The organism is Cupriavidus sp. H19C3, assembly GCF_049393815.1.
Taxonomy (GTDB): domain Bacteria; phylum Pseudomonadota; class Gammaproteobacteria; order Burkholderiales; family Burkholderiaceae; genus Cupriavidus.
Genome location: NZ_CP184985.1, coordinates 2,569,176 through 2,595,903, shown reverse-complemented (window position 1 = coordinate 2,595,903; position 26,728 = coordinate 2,569,176). Strand labels below are relative to the sequence as shown.

29 protein-coding genes and 1 pseudogene are annotated in these 26,728 nt (G+C 68.4%); 18 read left to right on the top strand and 12 right to left on the bottom strand.

Going from position 1 to position 26,728, the window contains the following annotated elements; translation table 11 throughout:
* Nucleotides 1-47 precede the first annotated feature (47 nt).
* From lipB to pcp, 8 genes are all read left to right on the top strand, one after another.
* Nucleotides 48-767 carry a lipoyl(octanoyl) transferase LipB gene (gene lipB / locus DFLDMN_RS12075; RefSeq protein ID WP_423195197.1) on the top strand — a complete coding sequence of 240 codons (720 nt, stop codon included), beginning with the start codon at nucleotides 48-50 and terminating at the stop codon, nucleotides 765-767.
* 38 nt (nucleotides 768-805) lie between these two features.
* Nucleotides 806-1,804 carry a lipoyl synthase gene (lipA, locus tag DFLDMN_RS12070; protein WP_423195196.1) on the top strand — a complete coding sequence of 333 codons (999 nt, stop codon included), beginning with the start codon at nucleotides 806-808 and terminating at the stop codon, nucleotides 1,802-1,804.
* A gap of 399 nt (nucleotides 1,805-2,203) precedes the next feature.
* Complete coding sequence (pxpB, locus tag DFLDMN_RS12065; protein ID WP_423195195.1) at nucleotides 2,204-2,854, top strand: 5-oxoprolinase subunit PxpB; 651 nt, start codon at nucleotides 2,204-2,206, stop codon at nucleotides 2,852-2,854.
* Entirely contained in the window at nucleotides 2,851-3,870 is a 1,020-nt protein-coding gene (locus DFLDMN_RS12060) for a biotin-dependent carboxyltransferase family protein (protein ID WP_423195194.1), read from the top strand. Before pxpB ends, DFLDMN_RS12060 begins: the two co-directional genes overlap by 4 nt.
* A gap of 88 nt (nucleotides 3,871-3,958) precedes the next feature.
* Nucleotides 3,959-4,699 (top strand): 5-oxoprolinase subunit PxpA, encoded by a 741-nt coding sequence (pxpA, locus tag DFLDMN_RS12055; RefSeq protein WP_423195193.1) that lies wholly within the window; start codon nucleotides 3,959-3,961, stop codon nucleotides 4,697-4,699.
* Nucleotides 4,700-4,755: 56 nt separating this feature from the next.
* Nucleotides 4,756-5,493, top strand: a complete 738-nt coding sequence (locus DFLDMN_RS12050) for a DUF969 domain-containing protein (protein ID WP_423195192.1) — start codon at nucleotides 4,756-4,758, stop codon at nucleotides 5,491-5,493.
* A gap of 10 nt (nucleotides 5,494-5,503) precedes the next feature.
* Entirely contained in the window at nucleotides 5,504-6,454 is a 951-nt protein-coding gene (locus DFLDMN_RS12045) for a DUF979 domain-containing protein (protein ID WP_423195191.1), read from the top strand.
* Between the two features lie 54 nt (nucleotides 6,455-6,508).
* Nucleotides 6,509-7,162, top strand: a complete 654-nt coding sequence (pcp, locus tag DFLDMN_RS12040) for a pyroglutamyl-peptidase I (protein ID WP_423195190.1) — start codon at nucleotides 6,509-6,511, stop codon at nucleotides 7,160-7,162.
* Between the two features lie 77 nt (nucleotides 7,163-7,239).
* On the opposite strand, the gene DFLDMN_RS12035 is transcribed toward pcp, so the two are convergent.
* Genes DFLDMN_RS12035 through DFLDMN_RS12015 form a run of 5 tightly spaced genes read right to left on the bottom strand, consistent with a single transcriptional unit; the run spans nucleotide 7,240 to nucleotide 12,223 of the window.
* Entirely contained in the window at nucleotides 7,240-8,529 is a 1,290-nt protein-coding gene (locus DFLDMN_RS12035) for a VanZ family protein (RefSeq protein WP_423195189.1), read from the bottom strand.
* 36 nt (nucleotides 8,530-8,565) lie between these two features.
* Entirely contained in the window at nucleotides 8,566-9,267 is a 702-nt protein-coding gene (locus DFLDMN_RS12030; protein ID WP_423195188.1) for an ABC-type transport auxiliary lipoprotein family protein, read from the bottom strand.
* 45 nt (nucleotides 9,268-9,312) lie between these two features.
* Nucleotides 9,313-10,254: an MlaD family protein gene (locus DFLDMN_RS12025; RefSeq protein WP_423195187.1), complete on the bottom strand. Its 942-nt coding sequence runs from the start codon at nucleotides 10,252-10,254 to the stop codon at nucleotides 9,313-9,315.
* Entirely contained in the window at nucleotides 10,254-11,096 is an 843-nt protein-coding gene (locus tag DFLDMN_RS12020) for an ABC transporter ATP-binding protein (RefSeq protein WP_423195186.1), read from the bottom strand. The genes DFLDMN_RS12025 and DFLDMN_RS12020 overlap by 1 nt, the downstream gene beginning before the upstream one ends.
* On the bottom strand, nucleotides 11,093-12,223 hold the full coding sequence (locus tag DFLDMN_RS12015; protein ID WP_423195185.1) for an MlaE family ABC transporter permease: 1,131 nt from the start codon (nucleotides 12,221-12,223) through the stop codon (nucleotides 11,093-11,095). The genes DFLDMN_RS12020 and DFLDMN_RS12015 overlap by 4 nt, the downstream gene beginning before the upstream one ends.
* A 200-nt stretch (nucleotides 12,224-12,423) precedes the next feature.
* On the opposite strand from DFLDMN_RS12015, the gene DFLDMN_RS12010 reads away from it, so the two are divergent.
* The 4 genes and pseudogenes from DFLDMN_RS12010 (at nucleotide 12,424) to DFLDMN_RS11995 (ending at nucleotide 15,364) form a co-directional block, all read left to right on the top strand.
* Nucleotides 12,424-12,999, top strand: coding sequence for a hypothetical protein (locus DFLDMN_RS12010; protein WP_423195184.1), 576 nt, complete (start codon nucleotides 12,424-12,426; stop codon nucleotides 12,997-12,999).
* Nucleotides 12,930-13,418: pseudogene (locus DFLDMN_RS12005) on the top strand (biotin--[acetyl-CoA-carboxylase] ligase); the annotation flags it as partial. The gene DFLDMN_RS12010 and the pseudogene DFLDMN_RS12005, both read left to right, overlap by 70 nt.
* The gene (locus tag DFLDMN_RS12000) at nucleotides 13,415-14,440 is read left to right on the top strand and encodes a type III pantothenate kinase (RefSeq protein ID WP_423195183.1); all 1,026 of its coding nucleotides are present in this window, start codon (nucleotides 13,415-13,417) and stop codon (nucleotides 14,438-14,440) included. The pseudogene DFLDMN_RS12005 and the gene DFLDMN_RS12000, both read left to right, overlap by 4 nt.
* Before the next feature lie 213 nt (nucleotides 14,441-14,653).
* Nucleotides 14,654-15,364, top strand: coding sequence for an SPOR domain-containing protein (locus DFLDMN_RS11995; protein ID WP_423195182.1), 711 nt, complete (start codon nucleotides 14,654-14,656; stop codon nucleotides 15,362-15,364).
* Nucleotides 15,365-15,374: 10 nt separating this feature from the next.
* Here DFLDMN_RS11995 and rfaE2 read toward each other — a convergent pair whose 3' ends face one another.
* The 6 genes from rfaE2 to DFLDMN_RS11965 form a co-directional block, all read right to left on the bottom strand.
* Complete coding sequence (rfaE2, locus tag DFLDMN_RS11990; protein ID WP_423195181.1) at nucleotides 15,375-15,869, bottom strand: D-glycero-beta-D-manno-heptose 1-phosphate adenylyltransferase; 495 nt, start codon at nucleotides 15,867-15,869, stop codon at nucleotides 15,375-15,377.
* A 110-nt stretch (nucleotides 15,870-15,979) separates the two neighbouring features.
* Nucleotides 15,980-16,828 (bottom strand): ferritin-like domain-containing protein, encoded by an 849-nt coding sequence (locus DFLDMN_RS11985; RefSeq protein WP_423195180.1) that lies wholly within the window; start codon nucleotides 16,826-16,828, stop codon nucleotides 15,980-15,982.
* A gap of 212 nt (nucleotides 16,829-17,040) precedes the next feature.
* On the bottom strand, nucleotides 17,041-18,228 hold the full coding sequence (locus DFLDMN_RS11980; protein ID WP_423198391.1) for a patatin-like phospholipase family protein: 1,188 nt from the start codon (nucleotides 18,226-18,228) through the stop codon (nucleotides 17,041-17,043).
* A 101-nt stretch (nucleotides 18,229-18,329) separates the two neighbouring features.
* The gene (locus tag DFLDMN_RS11975; protein WP_423195179.1) at nucleotides 18,330-19,343 is read right to left on the bottom strand and encodes a PhaM family polyhydroxyalkanoate granule multifunctional regulatory protein; all 1,014 of its coding nucleotides are present in this window, start codon (nucleotides 19,341-19,343) and stop codon (nucleotides 18,330-18,332) included.
* 26 nt (nucleotides 19,344-19,369) lie between these two features.
* On the bottom strand, nucleotides 19,370-20,215 hold the full coding sequence (locus DFLDMN_RS11970) for an enoyl-CoA hydratase/isomerase family protein (protein ID WP_423195178.1): 846 nt from the start codon (nucleotides 20,213-20,215) through the stop codon (nucleotides 19,370-19,372).
* A gap of 109 nt (nucleotides 20,216-20,324) precedes the next feature.
* Complete coding sequence (locus DFLDMN_RS11965; RefSeq protein WP_423195177.1) at nucleotides 20,325-21,305, bottom strand: fumarylacetoacetate hydrolase family protein; 981 nt, start codon at nucleotides 21,303-21,305, stop codon at nucleotides 20,325-20,327.
* Nucleotides 21,306-21,389: 84 nt separating this feature from the next.
* Here DFLDMN_RS11965 and DFLDMN_RS11960 point away from each other — a divergent pair, with 84 nt between their 5' ends.
* From DFLDMN_RS11960 to DFLDMN_RS11945, 4 genes are all read left to right on the top strand, one after another.
* The gene (locus DFLDMN_RS11960) at nucleotides 21,390-22,205 is read left to right on the top strand and encodes an IclR family transcriptional regulator (RefSeq protein ID WP_423195176.1); all 816 of its coding nucleotides are present in this window, start codon (nucleotides 21,390-21,392) and stop codon (nucleotides 22,203-22,205) included.
* 109 nt (nucleotides 22,206-22,314) lie between these two features.
* On the top strand, nucleotides 22,315-23,319 hold the full coding sequence (locus DFLDMN_RS11955; RefSeq protein ID WP_423195175.1) for a DUF3108 domain-containing protein: 1,005 nt from the start codon (nucleotides 22,315-22,317) through the stop codon (nucleotides 23,317-23,319).
* Nucleotides 23,320-23,413: 94 nt separating this feature from the next.
* On the top strand, nucleotides 23,414-24,286 hold the full coding sequence (pcaD, locus tag DFLDMN_RS11950) for a 3-oxoadipate enol-lactonase (RefSeq protein WP_423195174.1): 873 nt from the start codon (nucleotides 23,414-23,416) through the stop codon (nucleotides 24,284-24,286).
* Between the two features lie 239 nt (nucleotides 24,287-24,525).
* Nucleotides 24,526-24,783 (top strand): BTH_I0359 family protein, encoded by a 258-nt coding sequence (locus DFLDMN_RS11945; protein WP_423195173.1) that lies wholly within the window; start codon nucleotides 24,526-24,528, stop codon nucleotides 24,781-24,783.
* 82 nt (nucleotides 24,784-24,865) lie between these two features.
* Here the strand turns inward: DFLDMN_RS11945 and DFLDMN_RS11940 are convergent, their stop codons facing one another.
* Nucleotides 24,866-25,258: a rhodanese-like domain-containing protein gene (locus DFLDMN_RS11940; protein ID WP_423195172.1), complete on the bottom strand. Its 393-nt coding sequence runs from the start codon at nucleotides 25,256-25,258 to the stop codon at nucleotides 24,866-24,868.
* A 146-nt stretch (nucleotides 25,259-25,404) separates the two neighbouring features.
* On the opposite strand from DFLDMN_RS11940, the gene DFLDMN_RS11935 reads away from it, so the two are divergent.
* Nucleotides 25,405-26,544 (top strand): homocysteine S-methyltransferase family protein, encoded by a 1,140-nt coding sequence (locus DFLDMN_RS11935; protein WP_423195171.1) that lies wholly within the window; start codon nucleotides 25,405-25,407, stop codon nucleotides 26,542-26,544.
* 65 nt (nucleotides 26,545-26,609) lie between these two features.
* On the top strand, nucleotides 26,610-26,717 hold the full coding sequence (locus tag DFLDMN_RS11930) for a hypothetical protein (protein ID WP_423195170.1): 108 nt from the start codon (nucleotides 26,610-26,612) through the stop codon (nucleotides 26,715-26,717).
* Nucleotides 26,718-26,728: the final 11 nt, after the last annotated feature.

The window sequence follows — 26,728 nt, the reverse complement described above, 5'->3', positions numbered from 1 at the left end:
AGCCCCCACCGCAGCAGTGCCCGGCCCTTTTGGATACACTCACGGGCATGCATCCGATACAAGTCATCGAACGGGGCCGCGAGCCATACGCACCCTGCTTCGACGCGATGCGGGCGTTCACCGCGGCCCGCACGCCCGAGACGCCCGACCAGATCTGGCTGGTCGAGCATCCGCCGGTCTACACGCTCGGCCAGGCCGGCGATCCCGCGCACCTGCTCGCCCCCGACGCCGCCATTCCGGTGGTCCGGATCGATCGTGGCGGCCAGATCACCTATCACGGCCCCGGCCAGGTGGTGGCCTACCTGCTGCTCGACCTGCGGCGCCGCCGGCTCATGGTGCGCGAGCTCGTGCACGATATCGAGCAGGCCGTGCTCGATACGCTCGCAGCGTATAATCTGCGGGCCGAACGCAAGGCCGGCGCGCCGGGTATCTATCTGTCGGATGGAACGCACCGGGGCGCCAAGATTGCCGCGCTTGGCCTCAAGATCCGCAATGGCTGCAGCTATCACGGTGTCAGCCTCAACGTGCAGATGGACCTGTCGCCGTTTCTGCGCATCAACCCCTGCGGCTATGCCGGACTGGAAACGGTCGACATGGCCACGGCGGGCGCCACCGTGGTGGCGGACGATGCCGCCGGCGCCCCGCTGCCCGTGACCGCGGCACATCAACCCGAGATCGCACGGCGCCTGGCGGCAGCCTTGTGCGAGGTGCTGGCGGCGCGCGAGACGTGCGCCGTGGCCAACGGGCCCGCCGCCGTGGCGGCGTGAAGAGCGCCGGCCCAGAGCATTCATACCGAAAGAACACCATGAGCGACGCCCTGATCGCCACCTCCAGCGAAGCCCCGCAGACTCCCGACCAGGCGGATTACGATCCGACCCGCAAGCAGAAGTCGGCCGACAAGACCGCCCGCATTCCCATCAAGATCGTTCCCGCCGAGAAGCTCAAGAAGCCGGAATGGATCCGCGTGAAGGCGGCCACCGGTAATTCGCGCTTCTACGAGATCAAGGACATCCTGCGCGCCAACAACCTCGTCACCGTGTGCGAGGAGGCGAGCTGCCCCAATATCGGCGAATGCTTCGGCAAGGGCACGGCCACGTTCATGATCATGGGCGACAAGTGCACGCGCCGCTGCCCGTTCTGCGACGTCGGCCACGGTCGTCCCGATCCGCTCGATGTCAACGAGCCCGGCAACCTCGCGCGCACCATCGCCCAGCTCAAGCTCAACTACGTGGTGATCACCAGCGTCGACCGTGACGACCTGCGCGACGGCGGTGCCCAGCATTTCGTCGACTGCATCACGCAGACGCGCGAACTGTCGCCGCAGACGCGTATCGAGGTGCTGGTGCCCGATTTCCGGGGCCGCCTCGACAAGGCGCTCGATATCCTCCAGGCCGGCCCTCCCGACGTGATGAACCACAACCTGGAAACGGTGCCCCGCCTGTACAAGCAGGCCCGCCCGGGCGCGGACTACGCGCACTCGCTCAAGTTGCTGCAGGAGTTCAAGCGCCGCAACCCGAACGTCGCCACCAAGTCGGGCCTGATGGTCGGCCTGGGCGAGACCGACGAGGAAATCCTCGAAGTCATGCGCGACATGCGCGCCCACGACATCGACATGCTGACCATCGGTCAGTATCTCGCCCCGTCGAACCACCACCTGCCGGTGCTGCGCTACGTCCATCCGGACACCTTCAAGATGTTCGAGGACGAGGCCTACAAGATGGGCTTTACGCATGCGGCCGTCGGTGCCATGGTGCGCAGTTCGTACCACGCCGACCAGCAGGCGCATCAGGCCGGGTTTGCCTGAGCCGGCCTCGACCCGCAAGCGCCCATCGGGGCCCCCTCCCCGCGCGCCTGACGCGCAACCAGCATCGCCGCAAACGGCCGGGATTCCCGGCCGTTTTTGTTTTGGCTGCTCGCCAGCGCGCGCTTGAATGTCTTATCGATGCGATTTCGTATGTGATGCATCGACCATTCAGGCACCGTTCTGGCCGCAACTTGCTTATAACGGTGCATAAATACCTAGGGACAACCCGAAGTGCCGTGCATGGTTTTGTTCCGATATCATCAATTTATCGATAAAACATCGATGAAATCATCCTACGTCACATGATGGACATGAAAATCGTGTCCAACGCCGCCTCCGGGCAAATGTCGGCGCAGGCCTGCCACCGCAATTCCATCGCTTTCGATTCGGCAAGCCCCCATGCCTCAATGCACCGTCCATCGCCTGGCCGAGCAGGCACTGCTCTATAGCGTTGCACCGCCGGCCTCGCTCGAGGTCCAGCGGCGCATCTGGGCCATGGCCGAGCGCGCCGCCGGCTGGCGCGGCGTGGTCGACGTGGTGCCGGGCATGAACAACCTCACGCTCGTGTTCGACGGCGACGCCGATGTGGACGCGCTCGAGCGCAACCTCAAGCTGGCCTGGGCTTCGGGCGAAACCCGCAATGCGACCGGCAAGCTGGTGGAAATCCCTGTCCGCTACGGCGGCGAACATGGCCCCGACCTGGCCGATGTGGCCGCGCATACGGGCCTGACGCCCGAGGAAGTGGTGCGGCGCCACGCCGCGGGCGAGTACGTGGTGTATTTCCTGGGCTTCCAGCCTGGCTTTGCCTATATGGGCGGCATGGAACCTGCACTGGCCACCCCGCGCCGCCGCGAGCCGCGCCTTGCGGTGCCCGCCGGCGCGGTCGGCATCGGCGGCGAGCAGACCGGCATCTACCCGGCCGTGCTGCCTGGCGGCTGGCAGCTGATCGGCCATACCGATGCGCAACTGTTTGTCGCCGATCGCGACCCGCCGTCGTTGTTTGCGCCCGGCGATACGGTGCGCTTCGTCATCGAGGAATTCATCGCGTGATTGAAATCATTCGTCCCGGCGCGCAGGCCTCGGTCCAGGATCTTGGCCGTACCGGCTTTCGCCGTTTTGGCGTGGGCCGCTCGGGCGCGGCCGATGGCCTTGCGCTCGAAGTCGGCAATCGTCTGCTCGGCAACGACGCCAATGCCGCCGGCATCGAGTTCACGCTCGGCCGCGCCGCGTTGCGCTTCGAGGCCGATATGCGCGTGGCGCTTACCGGCGCCGAATGCAATGCCAACCTCGACGGCCTGCCGGTGTGGTCGTGGCACGCCTTCAATGTCCGCAAGGGCGAGGTGCTGACGCTACCGGCCGCGCGCGGGGGCACGCGCACCTACCTCTGCGTAGCGGGCGGCATCGACGTTCCGCTCGTGATGCATTCGCGCAGTACCGATCTCAAGTCGGGCTATGGCGGTTTCGAGGGGCGTGTGCTGCGCGAGGGCGACCGTCTGCCGGTGGCGCGCACGGGGCTCGATGCCGACAACGACTGGCTGGGCGTGGCGGCCCCCGCGTGGGCGCTGCCGGTCAATCGCGTCGACGACGCGTGGGCCATCCGCATGCTGCCCGGCCCCGAATACGAGGATTTCGAGCCTGCCGCGCAGAGTGCGCTGTGGCAGGCCGACTGGACCATCACGCCGCAGAGCAACCGCATGGGATTGCGCCTGCAGGGCCCGGCACTCGCACGCCGGCCCGAGCGCAGTGCCGATCTGCTGTCGCACGGCGTGGTGCCGGGCGTGATGCAGGTACCGCCGGGCGGCCAGCCGATCGCGCTGATGAGCGATGCGCAGACCACCGGCGGCTATCCGAAGATCGGCGTGGTGATCGGCGCCGACCTGTGGCGGCTGGCGCAGGTACCGCTCGGCGCCTCGGTTCGCTTCGTGCGGGTCACGCTGGCGCAAGCCGCCGCCGCGCAGGCCGAGCTGGACCGCTATCTGCGGCAGATCGACCAGGCCCTGCGATGGCAGAGCGATGGCATGGTGATCGCTACCCGACGACGTACGCAGACGCGCGCCGTGGCCTAGTCCCAAAGCCGGCCGCATGACGCGGCGATCGCGGCATCGACGACGATGCGCGACGCGCGGCACATGCCCCCAACACAAGGAGATGCTGATGCAAATCGACCTCAACGCCGACCTCGGCGAAGGCTGCGGCAACGACGAAGCGCTGCTCGCGCTGATCAGTTCGGCCAATATCGCCTGCGGCTGGCACGCCGGCGATGCCGCCACCATGCTGCAGACCGTCAAGTGGGCGCTGGCCAACCGCGTCGCCATCGGCGCGCACCCGAGCTTTCCTGATCGCGACAACTTTGGCCGTACCGAGATGCAGCGCGACCCCGAGGCCGTTTACGCCGACGTGCTGTACCAGATCGGCGCGCTCGATGGCATCGTCCGGGCACAGGGCGGCAAGCTGGCCCATGTGAAGCCGCATGGCGCGCTCTACAACATGGCCGTGCGCGACGCAAAGCTGTGCGAGGCCATCGTGCGCGCGGTACGCGACTACGATGCCGACCTCGTGTTCTTCGGCCTCGCCAGCAGCCAGATGATCACCATGGCGCGCGAGGCCGGCCTGCGCGTGAAGGAAGAAGTGTTCGCCGACCGCGGCTACAACCCCGATGGCACGCTGGTCAAGCGCGGCACGCCGGGTGCGCTGCACGACGACGAGCAGGTCGCCCTCGACCAGACGCTGACCATGGTGCGCGAGCAGCGCGTGCGCGCCATCGACGGCACCTATGTCCCCATTCGCGCCGAAACCGTGTGCCTGCACGGCGATGGCGCTCACGCGCTTGCCTTTGCGCGCCGCATCCGGGAACGGCTCGGCGCGGAGGGCATTGCCATCCGGGCCGGCGACTGACGGGGACTCCCCGCACGTGCCGGCATCGATCCATCACACTCTACCTGGTGTTCCTCATGGAATCGGCTGTCAATCTTTGGCCCCTGCTCGGGGTCGGTGTCATCATCCTCGGCTTCGTGCTGCGCTTCAATCCGATGATGGTGGTGGCAATTGCCGCCATCGTCACCGGCCTGGCCGCGTCGATGCCGCTGATGCAGATCTTCGCGGCGATCGGTACCGCTTTCGTCAAGGCGCGCAACCTGCCGCTCATCATCCTGCTGCCGCTCGCGGTGATCGGGCTGCTCGAGCGTCACGGCCTGCGCGAGCACGCCCAGGCGTGGATCTCGCGCATCGCCTCGGCCACGGTGGGACGCCTGCTGATCGTCTACCTGGCCGTGCGTGAGATCACCGTGGCGCTGGGACTGACCAGCCTCGGCGGCCATCCGCAGATGGTGCGTCCGCTGCTGGCCCCGATGGCCGAAGGCGCGGCCGAGAACCGCTTCGGTCAACTGCCGGAACCGGTGCGCCAGCGCGTGCTGGCATTCTGCGCCGCCACCGACAACGTGGGGCTGTTCTTTGGCGAAGACATCTTCGTCGCGTTTGGCGCCATCGCGTTGATGCACACCTTCCTGCTGTCGTCGAACATCGACGTCGAGCCGCTGCATATCGCGGTATGGGGCATTCCCACCGCGATCTGCGCCTTCCTGATCCACTCCGTGCGCCTCAAGCGCCTGGATGGCTGGCTGGCGCGCGAGCTGGGCGGCAAGGTGGCGGTTCCGACCGGCATGCCGGCCACGGCAGGCGAGAGCGAGTAAGGAGCCAGACATGATCGTATCCATCGAATATCTCTACTGGCTCGCCGGGTTCGTGCTCGCCATCACGGCGCTGATGACGTTCACCGACAAGCACCATCCGCGCCGCCTGTCCACCGGCCTGTTCTGGCTGCTCTACGCCATCATCTTCCTGATCGGCGACAAGCTGCCGCCGGCCATCGTCGGCATCGGCGCGGTCGTCATGGCGCTGATCGCCGGCTTTGGCGGCGTAGGCCATGGCAAGCATGCGAGCCTGCCGGAAGCGGAACGCCGCGCCAGCGCGCGTCGCCTTGGCAACAAGCTGTTCGTGCCGGCGCTGCTGATTCCGCTGGTGACCGTGCTCGGCACGGTGCTGTTCAAGGACGTCAAGCTTGCGGGCGTGCCGTTCCTCGATCCCAAGAACGTGACCTTCGTCTCGCTCGGCATCGGCTGTATCCTCTCGCTGGCCGTGGTGTGCTGGCTCACGCGCGATACGCCGGCGCAGGGCATGCGCGAGTCGCGCCGCCTGATCGAGTCGCTGGGCTGGGCGCTGGTGCTGCCGCAGATGCTGGCGATGCTCGGCCTGGTGTTTGCCGACGCTGGCGTGGGCAAGGCGGTGGCGCACCTGACCACCGCGTACATCAACATGGACTACAAGCTGGTGGCCGTGGTGGTGTACTGCGTCGGCATGGCGCTGTTCACGGTGATCATGGGGAACGGCTTTGCCGCCTTTCCGGTGATGACGGGTGGCGTCGGCGTGCCGATCCTGGTCGGCATGTTCCATGGCAACCCGGCCGTGATGGCGGCCATCGGCATGTTCTCGGGCTACTGCGGTACGCTGATGACGCCGATGGCGGCCAACTTCAATATCGTGCCGGCCGCGCTGCTCGAACTGAAGGACAAGAATGCCGTGATCCGCGCGCAGGTACCGACCGCGCTCGGCATCCTGGTCGCCAATATCGCCCTGCTGTACTTCCTGATGTAACGGCAAACCTGTTACGCCAAACCGAGCACACCACACCAAGCCAGAGGAACCGTCATGCGCACCGTGCTGCTTACCGGCTTTGAGCCATTCGACAAGGAACCGGTCAATCCGTCCTGGGAGGCGGTGCGCGCGCTCGACGGCGAGCGCGCTGGCGACGACGCGATCGTCGTCGCGCGCCAGTTGCCGTGCGTGTTCGGTGCCGCCATCGCCAGCATGGAGGCGTTGCTCGACGACCTCAAGCCCGCGCTCGTGATTGCGGTCGGCCAGGCTGGCGGCCGCACCGAGCTGTCGATCGAGCGCGTCGCCATCAATGTCGACGATGCGCGCATCGCCGACAACGCGGGCGCGCAGCCGATCGACGCCACTATCGCCACCGACGGACCGGCCGCGTACTTCGCCACGCTGCCGATCAAGGCGATGGTGCGCGATCTGCGCGCGGCGGGCGTGCCGGCGCTGGTGTCGCAGACCGCCGGCACCTTTGTCTGCAACCACGTGTTCTATGGCCTGATGCACGCGCTGAAGCGGCGGGGCCTGACCGGTACGCGCGGTGGCTTTATCCACATCCCGTACCTGCCCGAGCAGGCCGCGCGCCACCCGGGCGCACCGAGCCTGGCGCTCGACACGCTGATCCGCGGCCTGCGCGTGGCGGTGAAAACCGCGCTGGGCACCGACACCGACGTGCGCGAGCAGGGCGGCCAGCTCCACTGAGCGTCTCCCGGACGTCCACCGGGCGTCCACCGGGCGCGGGGCTCAGGTGTGTCCGCTCGGCCCACCCGGGCGCCTGCTCAGGGCGTGCCCTCCGGCTTGTGGTCGTGGCGCTCCGTCGCCGCCGCCACCGCACGCGCGGTGGCGCGCCGCTGCGCGCGGCGCTGCAGCTTGCGGCGCAGCGTGACCTGTTCCAGCCGCCAGATCACATAGCAGAACGCGAGGAACGGCCAGAACCAGCCCAGCCACTGCGCCAGGCTGTTGAAATGAATGAAGCGGCCCATGCGCCAGCCCTGTTCGGAGATCCACGCATAGGGATTGGACGGCAGCACATTGGTCAGCACCACCAGGGTGCCCAGCGCCAGCATCGCCAGCACCGCGCGCAGCCAGCGTGGCAGGCGCAGAAAGAGCACCAGCAGCAGCGAACTCGTCAGCAAGGCCAGGCGGCCGCCTTCCGATAGCCAGTTGAACGAGTTGTCCTCCGGAAACTGCAGTTCCGCCACCGCCGCCTTGATCAGCAGCGCGGCCGCCAGCAGGCCCGCCAGGATGCGCAGCATCGGCGCGGAGCGCCGCATCGCGAGCGAGGCGAACAGCCCGGTGCCGAGCCAGCTGCTGGCGGTGACCAGCGTTTCCAGCATGAGCTGGCTCTGCATGTCGTCGGGCCGCAGGCCGATGATGTCCTGCCAGGTCAGGATGGACGGGAACAGCACCTGCAGCCACGCCATCGGCCACGAATCCGGATCGGTCAGCCATTCGCGCACCACGCCCCCCATGCCGAACAGATGCTCCTGCGGAAACACCTGCGCAAACGGCCACAGCATCAGCAGGATGATGGCGAAGCTGGCATGCGGCTCGAACCACGCCATGCGCCAGCGCGTCAGCACGCCACGGTCGAGCAGCGCGGCACTGAACGGCGCGATGATCGCCGCCCCGAGCAGCGCCCCGAGCGCATTGGTGATCAGGTCGATATTCGACGGGATGCGATTGGGCAGCCAGGTCTGCAAGGCTTCCATGACCGCCGACAGCAACGCGCCCGCCACCAGCGCGATCAGCGTGGCGCGCGCGCCCGAGATGCGCGGATGGAGCGCCAGCACCACCAGCGCGCCAAACGGGCAATAGCCGAGCACGTTGGTGATCAGGTCGAACTCGGTGACGTAGCGTGGCTTGGGTGCGTTCAGGAAGGCAAACGGCGAGATGCCGTTATCGACCCAGCCCGAGAATGGATAGAGGCTGGCGTACACCACCAGCAGCGTGAAGCAGATCAGGCCGACGCGCGCGAGCGGCGAATGGCGCGGCAGCCAGCCATCGAGCTCGGGCTGGCGCGGCTGCAGCGGCGGGCTTGGGGGCGGCGTTGGGGCGATGCGCGCCATGACGATTCCTGGAATGCCGGGGTGCCGACCACCGCGTCAGGGGCGCGGCGCCGCTGGCCGCGGTGGCGTGGTGGCCGGATTGACGGGCGGGGCCGAGGCGGCCGCGCCGGTCGCGCCATGGTTGTTGCGGTCGAGTGGGAGCGTGGCCGCCCAGTCGAGGATGGCCGCGATGACGGCATCGGTGCTGGCCGCGAGCGCACGTACGCCGCCGGCGCCGTCGGCGCTGGGCGCGGGCTGTTCGGCGACGAAGGTCTTCTGGCCGATCAGGCCCCGATGGAAGACCGTCACGCGCGCGCGCACCAGGCCGCGGCTCGAGGTCGCACTGTCGAACACCTGCTCGAAGGCGAGCAGGTCGACCTTGATCGCCGGCACCGAGGTGTCGCCGTACCAGTTGAGCGACCCGCGCGAGGCCACGGCCTCGCGCAGGCGTTCGTCGAACAGGCGCGGCGCGGGCTCCACCCACCGCTGCGTGGCGTAGGCCTGCAGCCGCTGCGCCTGCGCATACTGCAGGCGATAGTAGAGCGCGCTGCCTTCCATCCACTCGGGCCCGTCGGTCTGGGCCACGCGCAGCTTGGGCAGCGGTGCCGGTGGCTGTGCGGGCGACGCGGCGAGCGGGCCGAGGTCATAGGTGGTCATCGGCGTGCCGGAAGACAGCACGCTGCACCCGCCGAGTGCGAGCAGGGCGGCAAGCACGGTCGTCAGGGCGGCGGAGCGGAGCGGAATGGCGATGGTCTTCACGGCGGGCTCTCGGTTCGATGGACGGGGCGTGGACAACATGGAGGATCAGGGGGCGCGGAAGCCGGACTCGCCGGGGCCGGGCACCGGTTCCGGGCCACCGAACAGCACGCTGTTGGGGCGATCGCCGAACTGCCCGGCGGCGCGGTCGATGCTGCGTACGGTCTGGCGGGCATCGCGCGCGAGGCCGGTAATCTGCGGCAGCGTTTCCTGGTTGATGGTGCCGGCGGCGGCCTGGACCGAGTCGGCGGCGCCTTGCAGGTTGGTGCCGACGCTGTTGACGGTGCGCATCACGGTGCCGTTGGGGCTGGCGAGCTCATCGGTCAGGCGGCGCGCCGAGGCCAGCGTGGCGTTGAGGTTCTCGACCGCCTGCGGCAGCTTGTCGGCGGCCGGCTGCAGCGTACGCGACAGCCTGGAATAGTTCTCCGCGGTTTCGTGCACCGAGCGGATCGCGGCCATCAGTTCGTCGCGGTTGGTGGTCTGGAACATCTCGTTGAGCGAGGTCATCAGCGTCTCGGTCTGCGTCAGCAGCGAGTCGCCGCGCTTTTCGAGTTCCTCGAAGAAGCCCGGCCGCATCACGATGCGCGCCACTTCGCGCTGCGAGGTATGGAGCGGCGGCGAGCTGGCGCCATTGCCTTCCTCGCGCGCGGTATCGTCAAGCTGCACGTAGGCAATGCCGGTCACGCCCTGGAAGCCGAGCGTGGCGTACGTGGTGCGCGAGATCGGCGTGTCCTGGTTGACGCTGATGCGCACGATGATCTGGCCCGGTACCTGCGGGTCGAAGCGGATCGACACCACCTTGCCGACGTCGAGGCCGCGGTATTTCACGTCGGCGCTCGGCTGCAGGCCGTTGACGGTGGAGCGCGTGATCAGGTCGTACGGTACGCGCACGGCGTGGTCGCTGCTGAACCAGAATACGGACACCAGTACCAGCACGGCCAGGCCGATGGTGAATACGCCCGCGAGAAAGGCGTTCGACTTGTTTTCCATCAGGCTTCTCCAGATGACGTGCGCGCGGCGCCGGCGCCCGCATCGTGTGCGGGTGGCAGCGCCTGCATGGCGCGCTGGGCGCGTTCGCCCAGGAAATATTCGCGAATGAACGGATGATCGACCTCGATCACCTCGCGGATGGGCGCGGCGGCCAGTACCTTGTGATCGGCCAGCACGGCCACGCGGTCGGACAGCGCCACCAGCGTGTCGAGGTCGTGCGTGATCATCACCACGGTGAGGCCCAGTTCATGGTGCAGCTCGCGGATCAGCGCGACGTAGTCGTCCGAGGCCATCGGGTCGAGCCCGGCGGTGGGTTCGTCGAGGAACACGAGTTCGGGTTCCAGGGCCAGGGCACGGGCCAGCGCCACGCGCTTGATCATGCCGCCCGAAAGATCGGCGGGCATCTTGTCGGCATCCTTGGCCGACAGGCCCACGAGTTGCAGCTTGAGCAGCGCGGCCTGGCAGATCAGGTTGTCCGGCAGCGCGCGCAGCTCGCGCAGCGGCAGGGCGACATTGTCGATCACGGACAGCGCCGAGAACAGTGCGCCACGCTGGAATTGCAGGCCCCAGCGGTTGCGCAGCGCCTGCAGCTGCGCCGGTCGCAGCTTGGCGGGAAACTCGCCGAAGACCTTGATGGTGCCCGAGGTCGGGCGTTCGAGGCCGACGATCTGGCGCAACAGCACGGTCTTGCCGGTGCCGGAGCCGCCGACGATCGACAGCACCTCGCCGCGGTAGACATCGAGGTCGAGCCCGTCGTGCACCACGGCGTCGCCGAAGCGCTTGACCAGATTGCGGACTTCGATGATGGCCTCGGGCTGCCGGCCTGGCGTGGGGGCGTTCACAGTCCGATGTCCTTGAACAGGATGGCGATGATCGCGTCGGCGATGATCACCACGGTAATCGAGGTGACCACCGAGGCCGTGGTGCCTTCGCCCAGGCTTTGCGTATTGGGTTTGATGCGCAGGCCGAAATGACACGCGGTCAACGCGATCAGCATGCCGAACACCGCGCCTTTGCCGAGGCCGAGCCAGAGATTGGCCACCGGCACCGCATCGGGCAGCTGGCGCAGGAAGTACGAGAAGCTGATGCCGAGTTGCAGCTTGGCGGCGACCATGCCGCCGAGCAGCGCCATCAGGTCGGTCCATGCCACCAGCAGCGGCATCGATATCGCCAGCGCGAGGACGCGCGGCATGATCAGCCGGAAGCCGTGCGAGATGCCCATCACGCGCATCGCGTCGAGTTCCTCGGTGACGCGCATCACGCCGATCTGCGCGGTGATGGCGGAGCCCGAGCGGCCGGCGATCAGGATGGCCGCCAGCACCGGGCCGAGCTCGCGGATCACCGCCATGCCGAGGATGTTGACGATAAAGGTGCTGGCCCCGTATGTGCGTAACTGGTTCGAGGACAGGTACGACAGCACGATGCCGATCAGAAAGCCGACCAGCGCCGTGATCGCGAGCGCCTTGTAGCCGATGCTGTAGATATTGGCCGAGATCTCGCGCCAGGGACCGCGCTGCGGCATGCGCAAAAAGCGCAGCAGGTCGAACGTGAGCTGGCCGAGCATGGTGACGCCGTTGGCCAGCTGCATCAGCAGCGATAGCACCCCGGCGCCGAAGATCGTGATCGGGTTGAAGCGTTCGACCATCCGCTTGCGCCAGCCTTCGGTGCGCAGGCTCGCGACGCGTTCGAACACGCGCCGCTGGCCGTCGTCGGCGGTCAGCCGTTCGGGGAGCTTGCCTTGCCACGCCTGCCAGATCAACTGCGCGCCGATATGATCGAGCCGTCCCACGCCGGCGAGGGACCAGTCGGCTTGCTCCGGTGCATCCGCCAGTTTCCTGAGCTGCGCGCGCAGGCCGCGCGCTTCGCGGCAGGCGGCCAGCGCGAGCGCGGTCCAGTCTCCCTGCAACTGGATACGGCACGATCCATCCTGGCGCGTGATGTCGATAGCGGGCGTCGTCGGGCTGTCCAAAAGAAATGCTGCCGGTGTGATGGGTGAGTCCCGATTCTATGCTACCGATCCGGCCATGGCGATGAGACATCCTCTGACACGGTCACGGGGGAAAGGGTGATTGCCATTGGCGCCAGACCGTGGGCTGGCGAGGCGCGCGGCTACAATGCATGCCTGTCCACGCCTGCGTGGCTCCCTAGCCTCTGACGTCGCGCGCGCCCATGGATTCCCGTCCGCGCGATATCTATTTTCCGCTTTGCACGGTTATGTCCGACCTTCCCGCCTCCCTGCCATCCTGGCGCATCGATGCTGCCGCCCTGCATGCGGCGCTCGCCGGCCCTGCGCGTGGCTGGGCGGTCGAGCTCGTGGATGAGACCGGCTCGACCAACGCCGATCTCGTCCAGGCGTGCCGGACGGCCGCATGGACGGAGGCGGCCATGGTGCGCCTGACCTACCGCCAGACTGCCGGCCGTGGCCGCCTGGGGCGGCCCTGGCAGGGGCAGGCCGGGCTGACGTTTTCGGCGGCGCTGCCGCTGCCGGTCCCCGCCCCGCGGCTGGCGGGGCTGAGCCTTGCGGTCGGCCTCGCCGTGGCCGAAGCGCTCGACGATTGCGCGGTGGGCGTTCATGTCGGGGGGCCGGCGCCACCGATACGCGCCCCGCCACGGCCGGGGCGCGAGACGCGGTGCCGGCAGCGCCCGCTGCCCCCGCTGCCCCCGCTGCCGCGCCGGGCGCGCGCGTTCGCCTCAAATGGCCCAACGACCTGCAGCTCGACGGGCGCAAGCTGGCCGGCATCCTGATCGAGGCGGTGCCGGCGGGGCCGGGGCGGGTCTGGGCGGTGGTCGGTATCGGCCTCAATCTGGTGCGCGATGCCGCGATGGAGGCCGCACTGGGCCGCACGCTCGCCGGCGCCGGCGAGCTGTTTGCCGGCGGGTTCGACATGCGGCGCGATCCGACGCGCATCCTGGCGGCCATCCTGAACCGGCTGGCCGCCATGCGGGAAATCTTCGTGGCCGAGGGGTTTGCGCCAATGGCGGCGCGCTGGTCCGCGCGCGATGCCTATCGCGACGAGCCCGTGCGCCTGCTGCAGGATGGCGCGCTGCTGGCCGAGGGCCTGGCGCGTGGTGTCGATGGCGATGGCCACCTGCTGCTGGAGACCGACGCGGGCCTGCAGACGATTGCCAGCGGTGAACTGTCGCTGCGCGGAGCCGCGGCATGAGCGCGCTGCTGATCGATATTGGCAATACGCGGCTCAAGTGGGCGTGGTGCCCGCAGGCGGGGACGCTGCCGTTGCCGTGGCAGGACAGCGGCGCGGTGGTCCATGGGGGCGCCGCCGCGGTGGCCGCCGACGCTCGCGCCGGTGCCGATGCTGACGCCGCCAACGCCGCCAACGCCGCCAACGCCGCCGATCCTGCCGCTGCCGCCGCTGCCGCCGATGCCGCCGACCGCGCGCTCGCCGGCCTGGCCGAGCGCTGGCGCGGGCTGGCGGGCGCGGACGTCCCGCGGGTGTGGATTGCCAATGTGGCCGGCGCGGCGGTCGCCGCGCGGGTGGAAGCCCAGCTCCGGCGCGCGTTCGGCGCGGCGGTCACGCTGCAATGGGTACGCACGGGCGCGTCCCATGGCGACCTCGTCAACGGCTATCGCGAGCCGACCCAACTGGGTGTGGACCGCTGGGTCGGCGCCATCGGCGCGCATCGCTGGCTGCCGCGCGAGAATCTGCTGATCGTGACCGCGGGCACCGCGACCACGCTCGATATCGTCACGCTCGGCGCGGGCGCGGCAGGCACCGGTCAAGACGACCCCGGCGGCAACGGCCTCGGCGGCGATGCCCATGCCCGACATACCCAGGGCGGACATGCCCAGGCCGGCGGCGCCCGGTTCTCCGGCGGGCTGATCCTGCCCGGCCTCGCTCTGATGCTGCGCGCGCTGGCGCGCAATACGGCGCAATTGCCGGCGCTCGACGTGCCGGACCTTGCGCCGGCCATCGCCGCGACGACCCAGCGCGCGTTGGGCGCCGACAACACCGAGGATGCCATTCTCGCGGGCTGCCTGGCGGCCCAGACCGGCGCCATCGAGCGTACCTGGCGCGCGCTTGCGGCCGCGCACGGAAGCGGGGCGCCACTCCGCTGCCTGCTGTCGGGCGGGGCGCGCCACGCGCTCGCGGGCGCACTCGCGATGCCGGTCGAGATGCACGATAATCTCGTGCTGCTTGGTCTGCATGCGATGGCGTTCCCGCGCTGAACCCCCGCGCGCTGGCGCCTGAAGCTGACGCCTGAAGCTGACGCCTGAAGCTGGCATCGGTGTCGGCCTCGGTGGCAGCATCGCCATCAACGTGACAGGATCTCGGCGAGGCCGTGCGTGGAGCCCGGCCGAATTGCCATGCCGGCCGCGGCCGCAAGCTGACCGATATCCTCAACTTCAACCCGGCGATCGCGCCCGCTTCAGAACCTATCGATGCCTAACAAGGGCCTGACCGTACTGCTGCTGATCCTGCTGGCCGTCAACGTCTTGCTGCTGGCGGCGGTGTTCGGCGCCTTCGGCCCCGAGCCGCTGGCCGGCTGGATGGAGAGCCCGCGCGAGCCGCAGCGCGTGGAGCAGCAGGTGCGCCGCGAGCGCATGGAGCTGCTGCCGCAAAGCAATGCCGGGAGTCGTCCGGCCGCGCCGCGCGCGGCGGTGCCGGCGAGCGTGACGCTCGCTGCCGCGCATGCCGCGGAAGCCTGTCTGGAGCTCGGCGGGCTCAGCACACTGGGCGCGGAGCGTGCCACGGCGGCGCTGGCACAGGTGCCGGTGGAAGGGTTCGCCCGCGAAGAGACACTGCGTTGGTGGGTCCATCTGCCCGCGCAGCCCACGCGTGAGCAGGCCGAGCGCAAGCTGGCCGAACTGCGCCGCCGCCATGTGACCGACGTGACCGTGCTCGCCAGCGGCTCGCCCGAGAGCCATACCGTGTCGCTCGGCCTGTTCCGCACGCGGGAAGGCGCCGAGCACTTCCTGGAGACCCTGCGCGGGCAGGGCGTGCGCACCGCGCTGATCAGCGACGCGCCGCGCGCGGTCTCGCGCCAGTGGTTGCGCGTGCGCCATGTCGACGATGCCATGCGCATCCGCATGGAAGCCGTGCGCCAGCGCCTGGGCGCGGAGGACTTGCAGGCCTGCACGCTGGCCAGCTGAAGCCGGCCGGTCAGCCCTGCGCGCGCACCTTGGTCAGGAGCTTGGTGGTCGAGCGATCGTGCAGAAAGGCAATCGCGTACGCCTCGCCGCCCCAGCTGCGCACCAGCCGGGTTTCCTCGAGCGTGTCGATATCGTAGTCGCCGCCCTTCACATAGATGTCCGGATGCACCAGCCGGATCAGTTCGACCGGGGTCTTCTCCCGGAACATCGCCACCAGGTCCACCGAAGCCAACGCCGCGAGCAGCGCCATGCGATCGCCCTCGTGATTGAGCGGCCGGTCATCGCCCTTGCCGAGCATCTTCACCGAGGCATCGCTGTTCACGCCCACCACCAGGCTGGCGCCCATGGCGCGTGCCTGCGCGAGGTACGTGGCATGGCCGCGATGCAGGATGTCGAACACGCCGTTGGTAAAGACCAGCGGGCGCGGCAAAGCGGCCACGGCGGCTTGCAGCGCGGCCACGTCGTCGGCGGGTACGAGCTTGGATTCGAAAGCGGGAGCGGTCATGGGGAGAGACAGGAAACCGGGCAGGCGCCAGCATAACCGAGGACCTGCTGCCTCTGCCGCCGTGGACGGGAGAGGAGGGCACGGGGCGCTGGGCGCGCCCCGGTGGGACGTCAGGCCTGGGCAGCGCCCTGCAGGCTGGCGTTGAGTTCCTTGCGATAGCGGTTGAGATCCTGCACCGACTCGAACGTACGTTCGAACAGCAGCGACATGTTGTGCAGGATGCGCTCGATCACCTTCTTTTCCCAACCTTCGTCAAAGCGGATCTGCTCGTCGAGCCAATGCTCCAGCCAGTCCGGGTCGGGCAGGCGCGATTGCACGGTGTCGCGCGGAAACAACGCCTTGTTCACGTGCAGGTTGGTCGGGTGCAGCGGCTTTTCGGTGCGGCGCGCCGAGGCCATTAGCACGCCGATCTTGGCGAAGGCGGCGCGCGCGGTGTCGCCAAACTGGGCCAGGTACTTCTTCATGTACCGGAGGTAGGCGCCGCCATGGCGCGCCTCGTCCTGCGACAGCGTACGGTAGATATGCTTGATCACCGGCTCCGAGTGCCACTCGGCCGCGCGGCGGTACCAGTGATTCAGGCGGATCTCGCCGCAGAAATGCAGCATCAGGGTTTCCAGCGGCGGCGCCGGGTCGAACTCGAAGCGCACCGCGTGCAGCTCTTCCTCGGTCGGCACGAGGTCCGGACGGAAGCGGCGCAGGTACTCCATGAGCACGAGCGAATGCTTCTGTTCCTCGAAGAACCAGATGCTCATGAATGCCGAAAAGTCCGAATCGTGCCGGTTGTCGCGCAGGAACATCTCGGTGGCCGGCAGGGCGGACCACTCCGTGATCGCATTCATGCGAATGGTCTGGGCCTGGTCGTCCGTCAGCAGGCTGGCGTCGAAGTCATCCCAGGGGATGTCCTTGTCCATATGCCAGCGGACCGATTCCAGCGATTTGAACAGTTCGGGGTAGAGCATGGTAAGCCTTTGAAATTACGGGCGGATTCTACCAGATGGGAATCATTCTCGAATCTTTTCTCTCATCCCTTTTTAGCTGGGATGCGATGAATTGCAACCGCGTTCGACGCTTTTGTGCCCCTGTCTTGACAGGTTTTGGAAAAGTCATTGCGTAAAGTGGCGCAACTGCTATGCGCCGCGCAGTGTGCCATATTCCGGGCCAGCCGCCGCGCTCAAACGTCCAGCGTGGCCGGTTGGTCGGGCGCGGGGACGGGTGCGGTGCCCGGCACTACGCCGTAGAGAAAGGCCGCGATCTCGTCGGCCTGCGCTTCCGCGTCGCGCTCGCCCAGCGCCAGCAGCGCCTGTGTAAACGCCGGTTCGAACAGCAGGTAGCTGGCAAAGGCCGCACCGCGAGCCTCGGTGCCGCCAAGCGGGGCCAGCAGCGCACGTACCGTGCGCGGCAGCCGGCCGATATGCGCGGCGGCAATCGCCTCGATCGGTTCGCTCGGGGCGATGGTCATGACTTCGACCGGACGCCAGCCTTCGGCGTCGCCGGCCATCTCGGGCATGCGCGCGAGCAGCCGGTTGATATGGGAAAGCCGCTCGATATCGGCCTGCAGGCCATCGAGGAAGATGCTCGCCAGCGCCTGTCCACCGACCTGCGCCAGCGACGGATAGCCGCCCGCCGGCACGGTGTCGTACCAGCCCGGGCGCTGGCGCGACGCCGCGCCAATGGCGAGGATGCGCGAGGCACCGAGGTGGATCGCCGGCGACAGCGGCGACATCTGCCGCATGGTGCCGTCGCCGAACCATTCGTGGTGGCCGTCGAGCTCGAGCGGCACCGACGGAAACAGGAACGGGATGGACGAGGAGGCCAGCAGATGGTCGACGCCGATGCGCGCCTCCACCGCCAGGCGCTGGCTGCGATGCCAGGCCTGGATGCGCCGGTGCGACTGGTAGAACGTGACGTGGCGCCCGGTCGTGTACGACAGCGCGGTCACGGCAAACGCGTGCAGCACGCCGGTATCGAGGCTGGCCTGGATACGCTCGGCGTCGAACAGCTCGCCCAGCATGCCGCCCAGCGGGGCGTTGTCGAATAGCGCGCGCGGTGCGTGGCGCGTGGCCCAGCCGAAGGCGAGCGATGACAACCATCTGGCGCCGGACACGCCCACGCGCAGCACGTCCGTGCGGTACACGTCGTCGGTGTGGATGCCATGCCAGAGCGCCGCCAGGCTGTCGGTGGCGGCCTGGAAGTCGGCGGCACCGATCGACAGGCCGGCGCCATTGACCGCGCCCGCGGAGGTGCCGGCGACGATGCCGAACGGCAGCGGGCCGCGCGCCAGGCCATGCCGGGCCGCGATGCGCGCGATACCGGCCAGCACTCCGGCCTGGTAGGCCGCGCGCGCGCCGCCGCCCATCATGATCAGCGCGGTATGCTGGCGCCGCGCGGCGCGCGCCGAGGCGACAACCCTCGACTGGGTGCCCGCTGGCACCGAGGTCGGGGGCGTGGTTGGCTGCGTGGTCACGCGGTATCGTCGCCGCCGGACGTATCGCGCCCGGGCCGCGGCGCCTTCGCTGGCGCGCCACGGGTGGCCTGCCGGGAGGTCGCCGGTTTGGTGCGCGCGGATGTTGGCGTCGCCGTTTTAGACGAGGTCGTGCCGGTGCCGGACCTGGCCGCGGTTTTCTTCGCGGCCGCCTTGCCAGCGGCCGCCTTGCCCATGCCGCCCTTGCCCGTGCGCGTCCCACCCTTGCCACTCGCCTTGCCACGCCCCTTGGCGGGCTGCGCCGTGCCGCGCGCATCCGGGCTGGACGCGGGCTGCGCGCTGGCTTTGTCCGTGGCGGCCCCGGTACCAAAGCCGCCCAGGTTGCCGAACGGTGCGATGCTGGCCGCCGCCGCGCTGCTCGCGATCTGGTTGAACTGCTGCTGCAGCAGGTTCCACCAGAGCGCGGCGTTGGGCGGCAGCGCGTCGCCGCCGGCCTCCGTACCCGAACCAGCGCTCGCGCCCGAGCCTGTGCCTTCCTCGCCGGCAGCCGCCGCGGCGTCTGCCGGCGCTTCGTCGTCGGGCAAGGCCTCGGTGTTGTCGTCGTCGGCCGCGCGGTCGTCAGCCGCGTAGTCGTAGTCCTCGTCCTCTTCCTCCGCATCCATCGCCCCCACGTCCTCGGGTTCGTGTCCCGGCATGGCAAAGGTGTGGTGATGCGGCGCGGCACTGGGCGCGTTGGCGGCGCGCGCGACGTTTTCCATCGCGCTCTGCATGGCATCCGGCGAGAGCGCGTTGCCAAAGGTCTGCAGCGCCACCAGCGTGGCGCGCTGGACCTCGAGGCCCTGGATGGTGGTGCGCAGCAGGTTGGTATTGAGCTGGAGCCAGCTCTCGACGGCCTTGAGGTCGTGGATGCGCTTGTCCACCTCGTCGAGGTCCATCGGCGGCGTCATGGCCTGCAGGCCCGGCATCAGGCCGCCCGGCATGCCGCTGCCGCTGCCCCAGAGATTGCGCAGGAACTCGAAGCCATTGGTGAAATCGGGGATCTGTCCAAACATGGTTGCGCACTCCCTCGTCAAAGGCGTTACTTGAATTCGGGCGGCCGCTTCTGCCGCAGGCTGGCCATGCCCTCGTGCACGTCCGGGCCGGCAAAGCCCATGAATTCGAGCGCCAGCGAGGTATCGAACGCGGGGCCGGCCATGCGCAGCCAGTTGTTGAGCGCGTACTTGGTCCAGCGGATCGCCGTCTGGGATCCCGCCGCCAGCCGGTTGGCCACCTCGAAGGCCTTGGCCACCAGCGCCTGCTCGTCCACCGTCAGCGACACCAGGCCGATCCGCTCGGCTTCCTCGCCGCTGACCGACTCGCACAGCATCAGATAGTACTTGGCCTTGGCCATTCCGCACAGCAGCGGCCAGACGATGGCCGCATGGTCGCCCGCGGCCACGCCAAGCCGGGTATGGCCGTCGACGATGCGCGCGTCGCGCGCCGCAATCGAGATATCCGCCAGCAGGCCCGCCACCAGTCCGGCACCGACGGCCGGCCCGTGCATGGCCGAGACCACCGGCTTGTCGCAGTTGATCAGGTTGTAGACCAGATCGCGCGCTTCGTGCCAGACGCGCGTGCGGGTACCGAAATCGTTGGCCATCTCCTCCACCAGGCCAAGATCGCCGCCGGCCGAGAAGCCCTTGCCTTCGCCGCGGATCAGCGCCACGCGGATGTCGGGATCGGCCGACACATCGCGCCAGATCTCGGCCAGCTCGCGGTGCATGCCGGCGTCCGCCGTGGCCAGCTTGCGGTTGGCGGACTGCGCGGCGCCCATGACGATCTCGAGGATCGGGCCATGGCGGCGCAGTGTGAGGGCACGATAACGCTCGAAGCGCGGAGGGAGGGTGCTGTCGGTGCTGCCGTGGCTGTCAGGGCTGTCGGTCATGGGGCGTCGCGGGTCGGGAGTGAGGGACCGGACGGATAATCCCCGACCGGGCGGTCGGGCAATTATAGGCAGCGACGCCCCCGGATGCGAACCGGCCCGAACTTGCCGGTCAGGACGCGGCTACCGCCTGGTCGATCGCGCCGAAGATCGACTGGCCTTGCGCGTCGAACATCTCGATGCGCACCGCGTCGCCGTATTTCATGAATTCGGTCACGGGTTTGCCGCCCTCGATCGTTTCGATCATGCGCTGCTCGGCGATGCAGCAGTAGCCCTTGCTGCGATCGACGTTGGAAATGGTGCCGGACCCGACGATGCTGCCCGCGCGCACATTGCGCGTCTTGCAGATATGGGCGATCAGCTGGCCAAAGTCGAACACCATGTCGGTGCCGCACTCGGGCGCGCCGACCTTGCGGCTGTTCCAGTGCACGATCATCGGCCGATGCACCTTGCGTTCGCGCCAGGCCTCGCCGAGTTCGTCGGGCGTGACCGCCACCGGCGAGAACGCCGTGGCCGGCTTGCTCTGGAAGAAACCAAAGCCCTTGCCGAGCTCGGCAGGAATCAGGTTGCGCAGCGACACGTCGTTGGCCAGCATGATCAGGCGGATGCTGTCGCCGGCCTGCTCGGGCGTCGCGCCCATGCGCACGTCGCCGGTGATCACCGCCACCTCGGCCTCGAAGTCGATGCCCCATGCCTCGTTGCGGCAGACGATATCGTCCTGCGGGCCGAGGAAGTCGTCCGAGCCGCCCTGATACATGAGCGGATCGGTCCAGAACTCGGCCGGCATCTCCGCGCCGCGCGCCTTGCGCACGAGCTCGACGTGGTTCACGTAGGCCGAGCCGTCGGCCCACTGGTAGGCGCGCGGCAGCGGTGCCATGCAGTCCTTGGGCGCGAACGGAAACGGGTGGCGCGCGCGGCCCGCATTGAGGGCTTCGTAGAGATCCTGCAGTTGCGGCGAATAGAACGGCCAGTCGTCGAGCGCGGTCTGCAGCCGGGTAGCGATGCTGGTGGCGAAATGCGCGGTCTTGAGATCGCGGGAGACGACCACGAGCTGGCCGTCGCGCGAGCCGTCCTTGAGGGTTGCGAGTTTCATGCGGGATATCGTCGGCGGATGCGAATGGCCGGTAGTCTACCGGAGGTTAAAATCGGCAACTCTTACTCCCATGCCGGCAGGCTCATGACAGAACTGGAAGACGACGAATCCCGGTCGCGCGCGGGCATCCAGTCCATCGAGGTCGGCTTCCGCCTGCTGCAGGCACTGGCCGCCTCGCCGCGCGCGATGATGCTGCGCGACCTGGCCGCCGCGGCCGACATGCCGCCCGCCAAGGCGCACCGATACCTGGTCAGCTTCCAGCGCCTTGGCGCGGTGGCGCAGGACGCCGTCAGCGGCCGCTATGACCTCGGCCCGTTTGCGTTGCAACTGGGGCTGGCCGGACTGAACCGCCTCGACCCGGTCAGGAAAGCGCGGCCGATCCTCTCGCGGTTGCGCGACGAGATCGACCAGACCGCCGGCATCGCGGTCTGGGGCAACCAGGGGCCGACCATCGTCCATTGGGAGGAATCGAGCCATCCGGTCACGGTGAGCCTGCGGCTCGGCGATGTGATGCCGATGCTCAATTCCGCCACCGGCCGGCTGTTCGGCGCCTACCTGCCGCGGCAGAAGACGCTGCCGCTGATCGAACGGGAGCTCGCGCAGCGCTCCACCGGCCCCACGCTGGCGGAGTACGACGCGATCTGCGCCGACGTGCGCGCACGGGGGGCGGCCCGCACGCTGGGCGGCGTCCTGCCCGGCATCAACGCGCTGTCGACACCGGTGTTCGATGCCAATGGCCATCTGGCGATGGCGCTGATCGTGCTCGGCGCCGAAAGCGTATTCGATGCAGAATGGGGCGGTACGGTGGACCGCCATGTGCGCGACATCGCCCGACAGATCTCATCGGAACTCGGTTATCTTGGCGGCAGCCAGCCGGCCGGATCGCACGGCCAACCCTGAACCCGGCGACTCAAGCCCACCGGGCCCACCAGGCCCCCCAGGTCCACCACGACGCCCACCACCCACCCGGCGGCAGCGGCGCTGGCGCTGGGCTGCGGTGATCGCGTTCGTGCTCGTCGCGCACGGCCTGGTGTTGCTGGGCCTGGTGCGCATGCCGATGCCACCGGTGCCGGACCTGCCCGATGTGCCATCGCTGCAGGCCATCCTGATTCCGCCGCCCGCGCCACCCAAGCCGCCGCCGCCCAGGCCGCGTCCCGTGCCGCCGGCGCAGCCCACCCCGGTACCGGCCCCCCGGCCTGCCGCCGAGCCGGCGCCGGAGACGCCCCCACAGCAGGCACCCGCGCCGGCGCTGGCTACCGCGCCCACCGGCGAGATCGCGACCAACACCGGCAGCGGCGGCGCCGGCACCGCCTCCGCCGCGGCGGCCAGCGCGCCCGTAGCGCCCGCGCCAGCCGAGCCCCCGGCGCCTCGCTACACGGCGCCGCCGTCCGCCACGCTGCGCTACGCGAGCTTCGTCAACGGCGTGCAGAACCCCGATGGCCTGATCCGCTGGGAGCAGGATGGTGCGCATTACCGGCTGGCGGTGGAAACGCGCGTGCTGTGGTTCCGCTTTGCCTTCCAGAGCACCGGCGCCATGGGCGAGCGCGGGCTGGCTCCGGAGCGCTATGAAGAAAACAAGCGCGGCAAGGTGCAGGCCACGCGCATCGATCGCGCCGCCGGCGTGGTCGCGTTCGAGTCGCGCGGCAACCAGGTACCGATCACGGCCGACACCCAGGACCGTTTCAGCATCTTCCTGCAGCTCGTGGGCTGGGTGCGCGGCGATCCGCGGCGCTATGCCACCCCGGGCGTGACCGAGGCGTTCCATGTGGCCGACACCAGCGATCTGGAGCCGATCCAGGTGCAATACGTCGGCGAGGAGGACGTCGACCTCGGCAATGGCCAGTCCATGACCCGCACCAAGCATTTCGTACGCTTGCCGCGCCATCCCGGCGACAAGCGCCGCGTCGAGATCTGGCTGGCCCCGGCCCTGGGCTGGATGCCCGCGCGGCTGCGCCAGACCGAGCCCGATGGCACCCAGATCGATCTGATCTATCGTGGTACGGACGGGCGCTGATGTCAGTCAACGTCCGACAACAAAATCGGCGCGCGGGGATTGGTCAAGGGCGCGCCCATCGCCAACCATGGATACATCGGCACAGGAGAACGACATGAGCTCGTCAGCCTCGCCCTCGCAGCCTGCCCCGCATGGCTCCGCCCCGGAGGCGACCCGGCGCGTGCACGTGGGCGATATCGAACTGCAGGTCCGCATCGATGGCAACGACGGCCCCTGGGTCATCCTTGTCCACGCGCTCGGCGCCAACCTCACGTTGTGGGACGACACGGCGCGACATCTTGCCGCACGTTACCGCGTGGTGCGCTTCGACTTGCGCGGCCATGGCGGCAGCGGCGCGCCGGTCGGCGCCTACACCATGACAAGGCTGGCCGACGACGTGGCCGGCGTGATGGATGCGCTCGGCATCGCCCAGGCGCACCTGTGCGGCGTATCGGTGGGCGGCATGGTGGGCCAGGCCTTCGCGGTCCGGCACGGCGAGCGGCTGCTGTCGCTGACGCTGGTCGACACCATCAGCCATACGCCGCTGTCGGCGCACCCGATGTGGGCCAACCGCATCGGCCAGGTGGAGGCGCATGGCATGGCCGGCGTGGCCGATGCCACGCTCGAGCGCTGGCTGACCGCACCGTTCCGGGCGGCCCACCCCGACGAGGTCGAGCGCATTCGCGGCATGCTGCTTGGCACGCCGGAGCAAGGTTTCGTGGGGGTGGCGCAGGCCATCGTCGAGTTCGACCTCGTCAACGCATTGCCGCGCATCCACGTTCCGACACTGGTGGTGGTCGGCGCGGACGACCAAGGATCGCCGGTAGCCATGTCTGAATCGATCGCCCAGGCGATCCCCGGGGCGCGTCTGGTGGTGCTGCCCGATGCCGCGCATCTCTCGTTTATCGAGCAACCGCAGCGCTTTCATGAGGAGCTTGGCGCATTTCTCGGCCATGCGGCATGTGGCGGGCAGTGTGATATTCCGTAACGTGGGCGCGTTTGTTGCAACACACTGGTGCAAAGCGCTCAAGAAACTTGCCGGCGACGCCGATGCCCAAAAGAAAGAGGGAAGTTCACAAAGCGTGTGGACGGGCCCAGCGCCTACACTTGAATCACGGGCAACTACCCTCAGCTTGGAGGTGAAATCGCAACGCTCGGTCGTTTTTGCTTCGTCATTCGCAACAATCGATGGAACCGTTGCCAACCATGATGCCAGGAGGTAGTGCGATGCAAATGATCTACAACAGCGACAATTACTGCATTGTCGAGTTTGGAGCAGATGTCGAGCATGCGCCCCTTGCCTCGGGCGGCTTTGAGATTGTCGACAAGAATCAGAAACGCGAGATTTTTCTCGGTGGCCACATGGCCGAGACCTTCCGCGCGGACGTCAAGCGTCTGATCGAGTCGGAGCCGTCCGTCGAAGAGGTGGATGATTTTCTCGGCAAGTTCGACACCGTCATGAACAACCCGCTGGTCATGCATTAAACCGCGCATGCACTGAACGGCGGTCACGTGCCGGCACAAGAGGACGCCCGCATCGTTGCGGGCGTTTTTTGTGGCCGGCCTCTCAATACTGTTCCCACGGCAGCCCGTCGTGGCGCCAGCCATTGACCGTATTGCGATGGCGCTGCGTGTCCAGGTCACCCTCGAAGCCGTGCAGCACGTAGAAGACCGAGGTGAAGCCTGCGCCTTCCAGCGCGCGCGCCGCGGCACTGGAGCGGTTGCCGCTGCGGCAGATCAGCAGCACGGGCCGCGCCGACACGTGGCCGGCCAGCTTCTTGACGCCCTGCACGAAGTGCGGGTTGACCTCCCAGTCCGGCCCGTCGTTCCACGGCACGTTGTGCGCGCCCTTGGGGTGGCCGACGAACAGGTATTCCATTTCGCTGCGGCAGTCGATGAAAAGCGCATCGGGGTCCTGTTCGAGCAGTTGCTGCGCGTCGGCGGGATTCAGATGTTGCATGGCGCGATGACGGGGGCGTAGATCCGGAAACGGGAGCCCAGTGTAGTGCCGACCGCCCGCCAGCGGCAACCGCAAACCATTGACGCTACTGGTAAAATCGCCAGCTTACCCTTGCCATTCCGCCTCCGCCCCGGATTCCCATCATCATGAGTGCCGATTCCCAAGACGTGCGTTCCGACGTTCGCCCCGACGTCCGCCCCGACGTCCGCCCCGACGTCCGCCCCGACGTCCGCCCCGACGTCCGCCCCGACGTCCGCCCTTACACCCGTGCCGCGAACCTGCCGGCGCTGCTGCGCGAGCGCATCCTGATCCTCGACGGCGCGATGGGCACCATGATCCAGCGCTATCAGCTGTCGGAAGCGGATTACCGCGGCACGCGCTTCGCCGATCATCCCGTGGACGTCAAGGGCAACAACGAGCTGCTGCTGCTCACGCGTCCGCAGGTCATCAGCGAGATCCACGAGCAGTACCTCGCCGCCGGCGCCGACATCATCGAGACCAACACGTTCGGTGCGACGCGCGTGGCGCAGGAAGACTACAAGATGGCGCACCTCGCGTACGAGATGAACGTCGAGGCGGCCCGCCTCGCGCGCGCGGCCTGCGACAAGTACAGCACGCCCGCCAAGCCGCGCTTTGTCGCCGGCGCGTTCGGTCCCACGCCCAAGACCGCGAGCATTTCGCCGGATGTCAACGATCCCGGTGCGCGCAACGTCAGCTTCGAGGAACTGCGCGCGTCGTACTACGAGCAAGGCAAGGCGCTGCTCGAAGGCGGCGCCGACGTGTTCCTGGTCGAGACCATCTTCGACACGCTCAATGCCAAGGCCGCGCTGTTCGCCATCGACCAGCTGTTCGAGGACACCGGCGAACGCGTGCCGGTGATGATCTCGGGCACGGTCACCGATGCCTCGGGCCGGATTCTCTCGGGCCAGACCGTGGAAGCGTTCTGGAACAGCCTGCGCCACGCGCGCCCGGTCACGTTCGGCCTCAACTGCGCGCTCGGCGCGACGTTAATGCGTCCGTATGTGGCGGAACTGGCCAAGGTGTGCGACGTGCCCATCTCGTGCTATCCCAACGCGGGCCTGCCCAATCCGATGAGCGATACGGGCTTCGACGAGACGCCGGAGGTCACGTCGTCGCTGGTTGAGGAATTCGCGGCCTCCGGGCTGGTGAACCTCGTGGGCGGCTGCTGCGGCACCACGCCCGAACATATCGCCGCGATCGCCAGGCGCGTGGCCGACAAGCGCCCGCGTGGGTGGGCGAACTACGCTGAGCGTGCAGAAGCCTGATCGGGCCGGCCACCAACCGGAGACGACCATGTCGCGCATCGGCCAGATCACCATGTCGGAAAACCATGCATGGCCCGCCAGCCGCGCAGCATATCGGACTCGATCGCATTCGACGTGCATGCCGTCACTTCGACACGTGGGTCGAGCGCCTGCTGGCGCTCCCCGATCCTTGACACCATTGCCG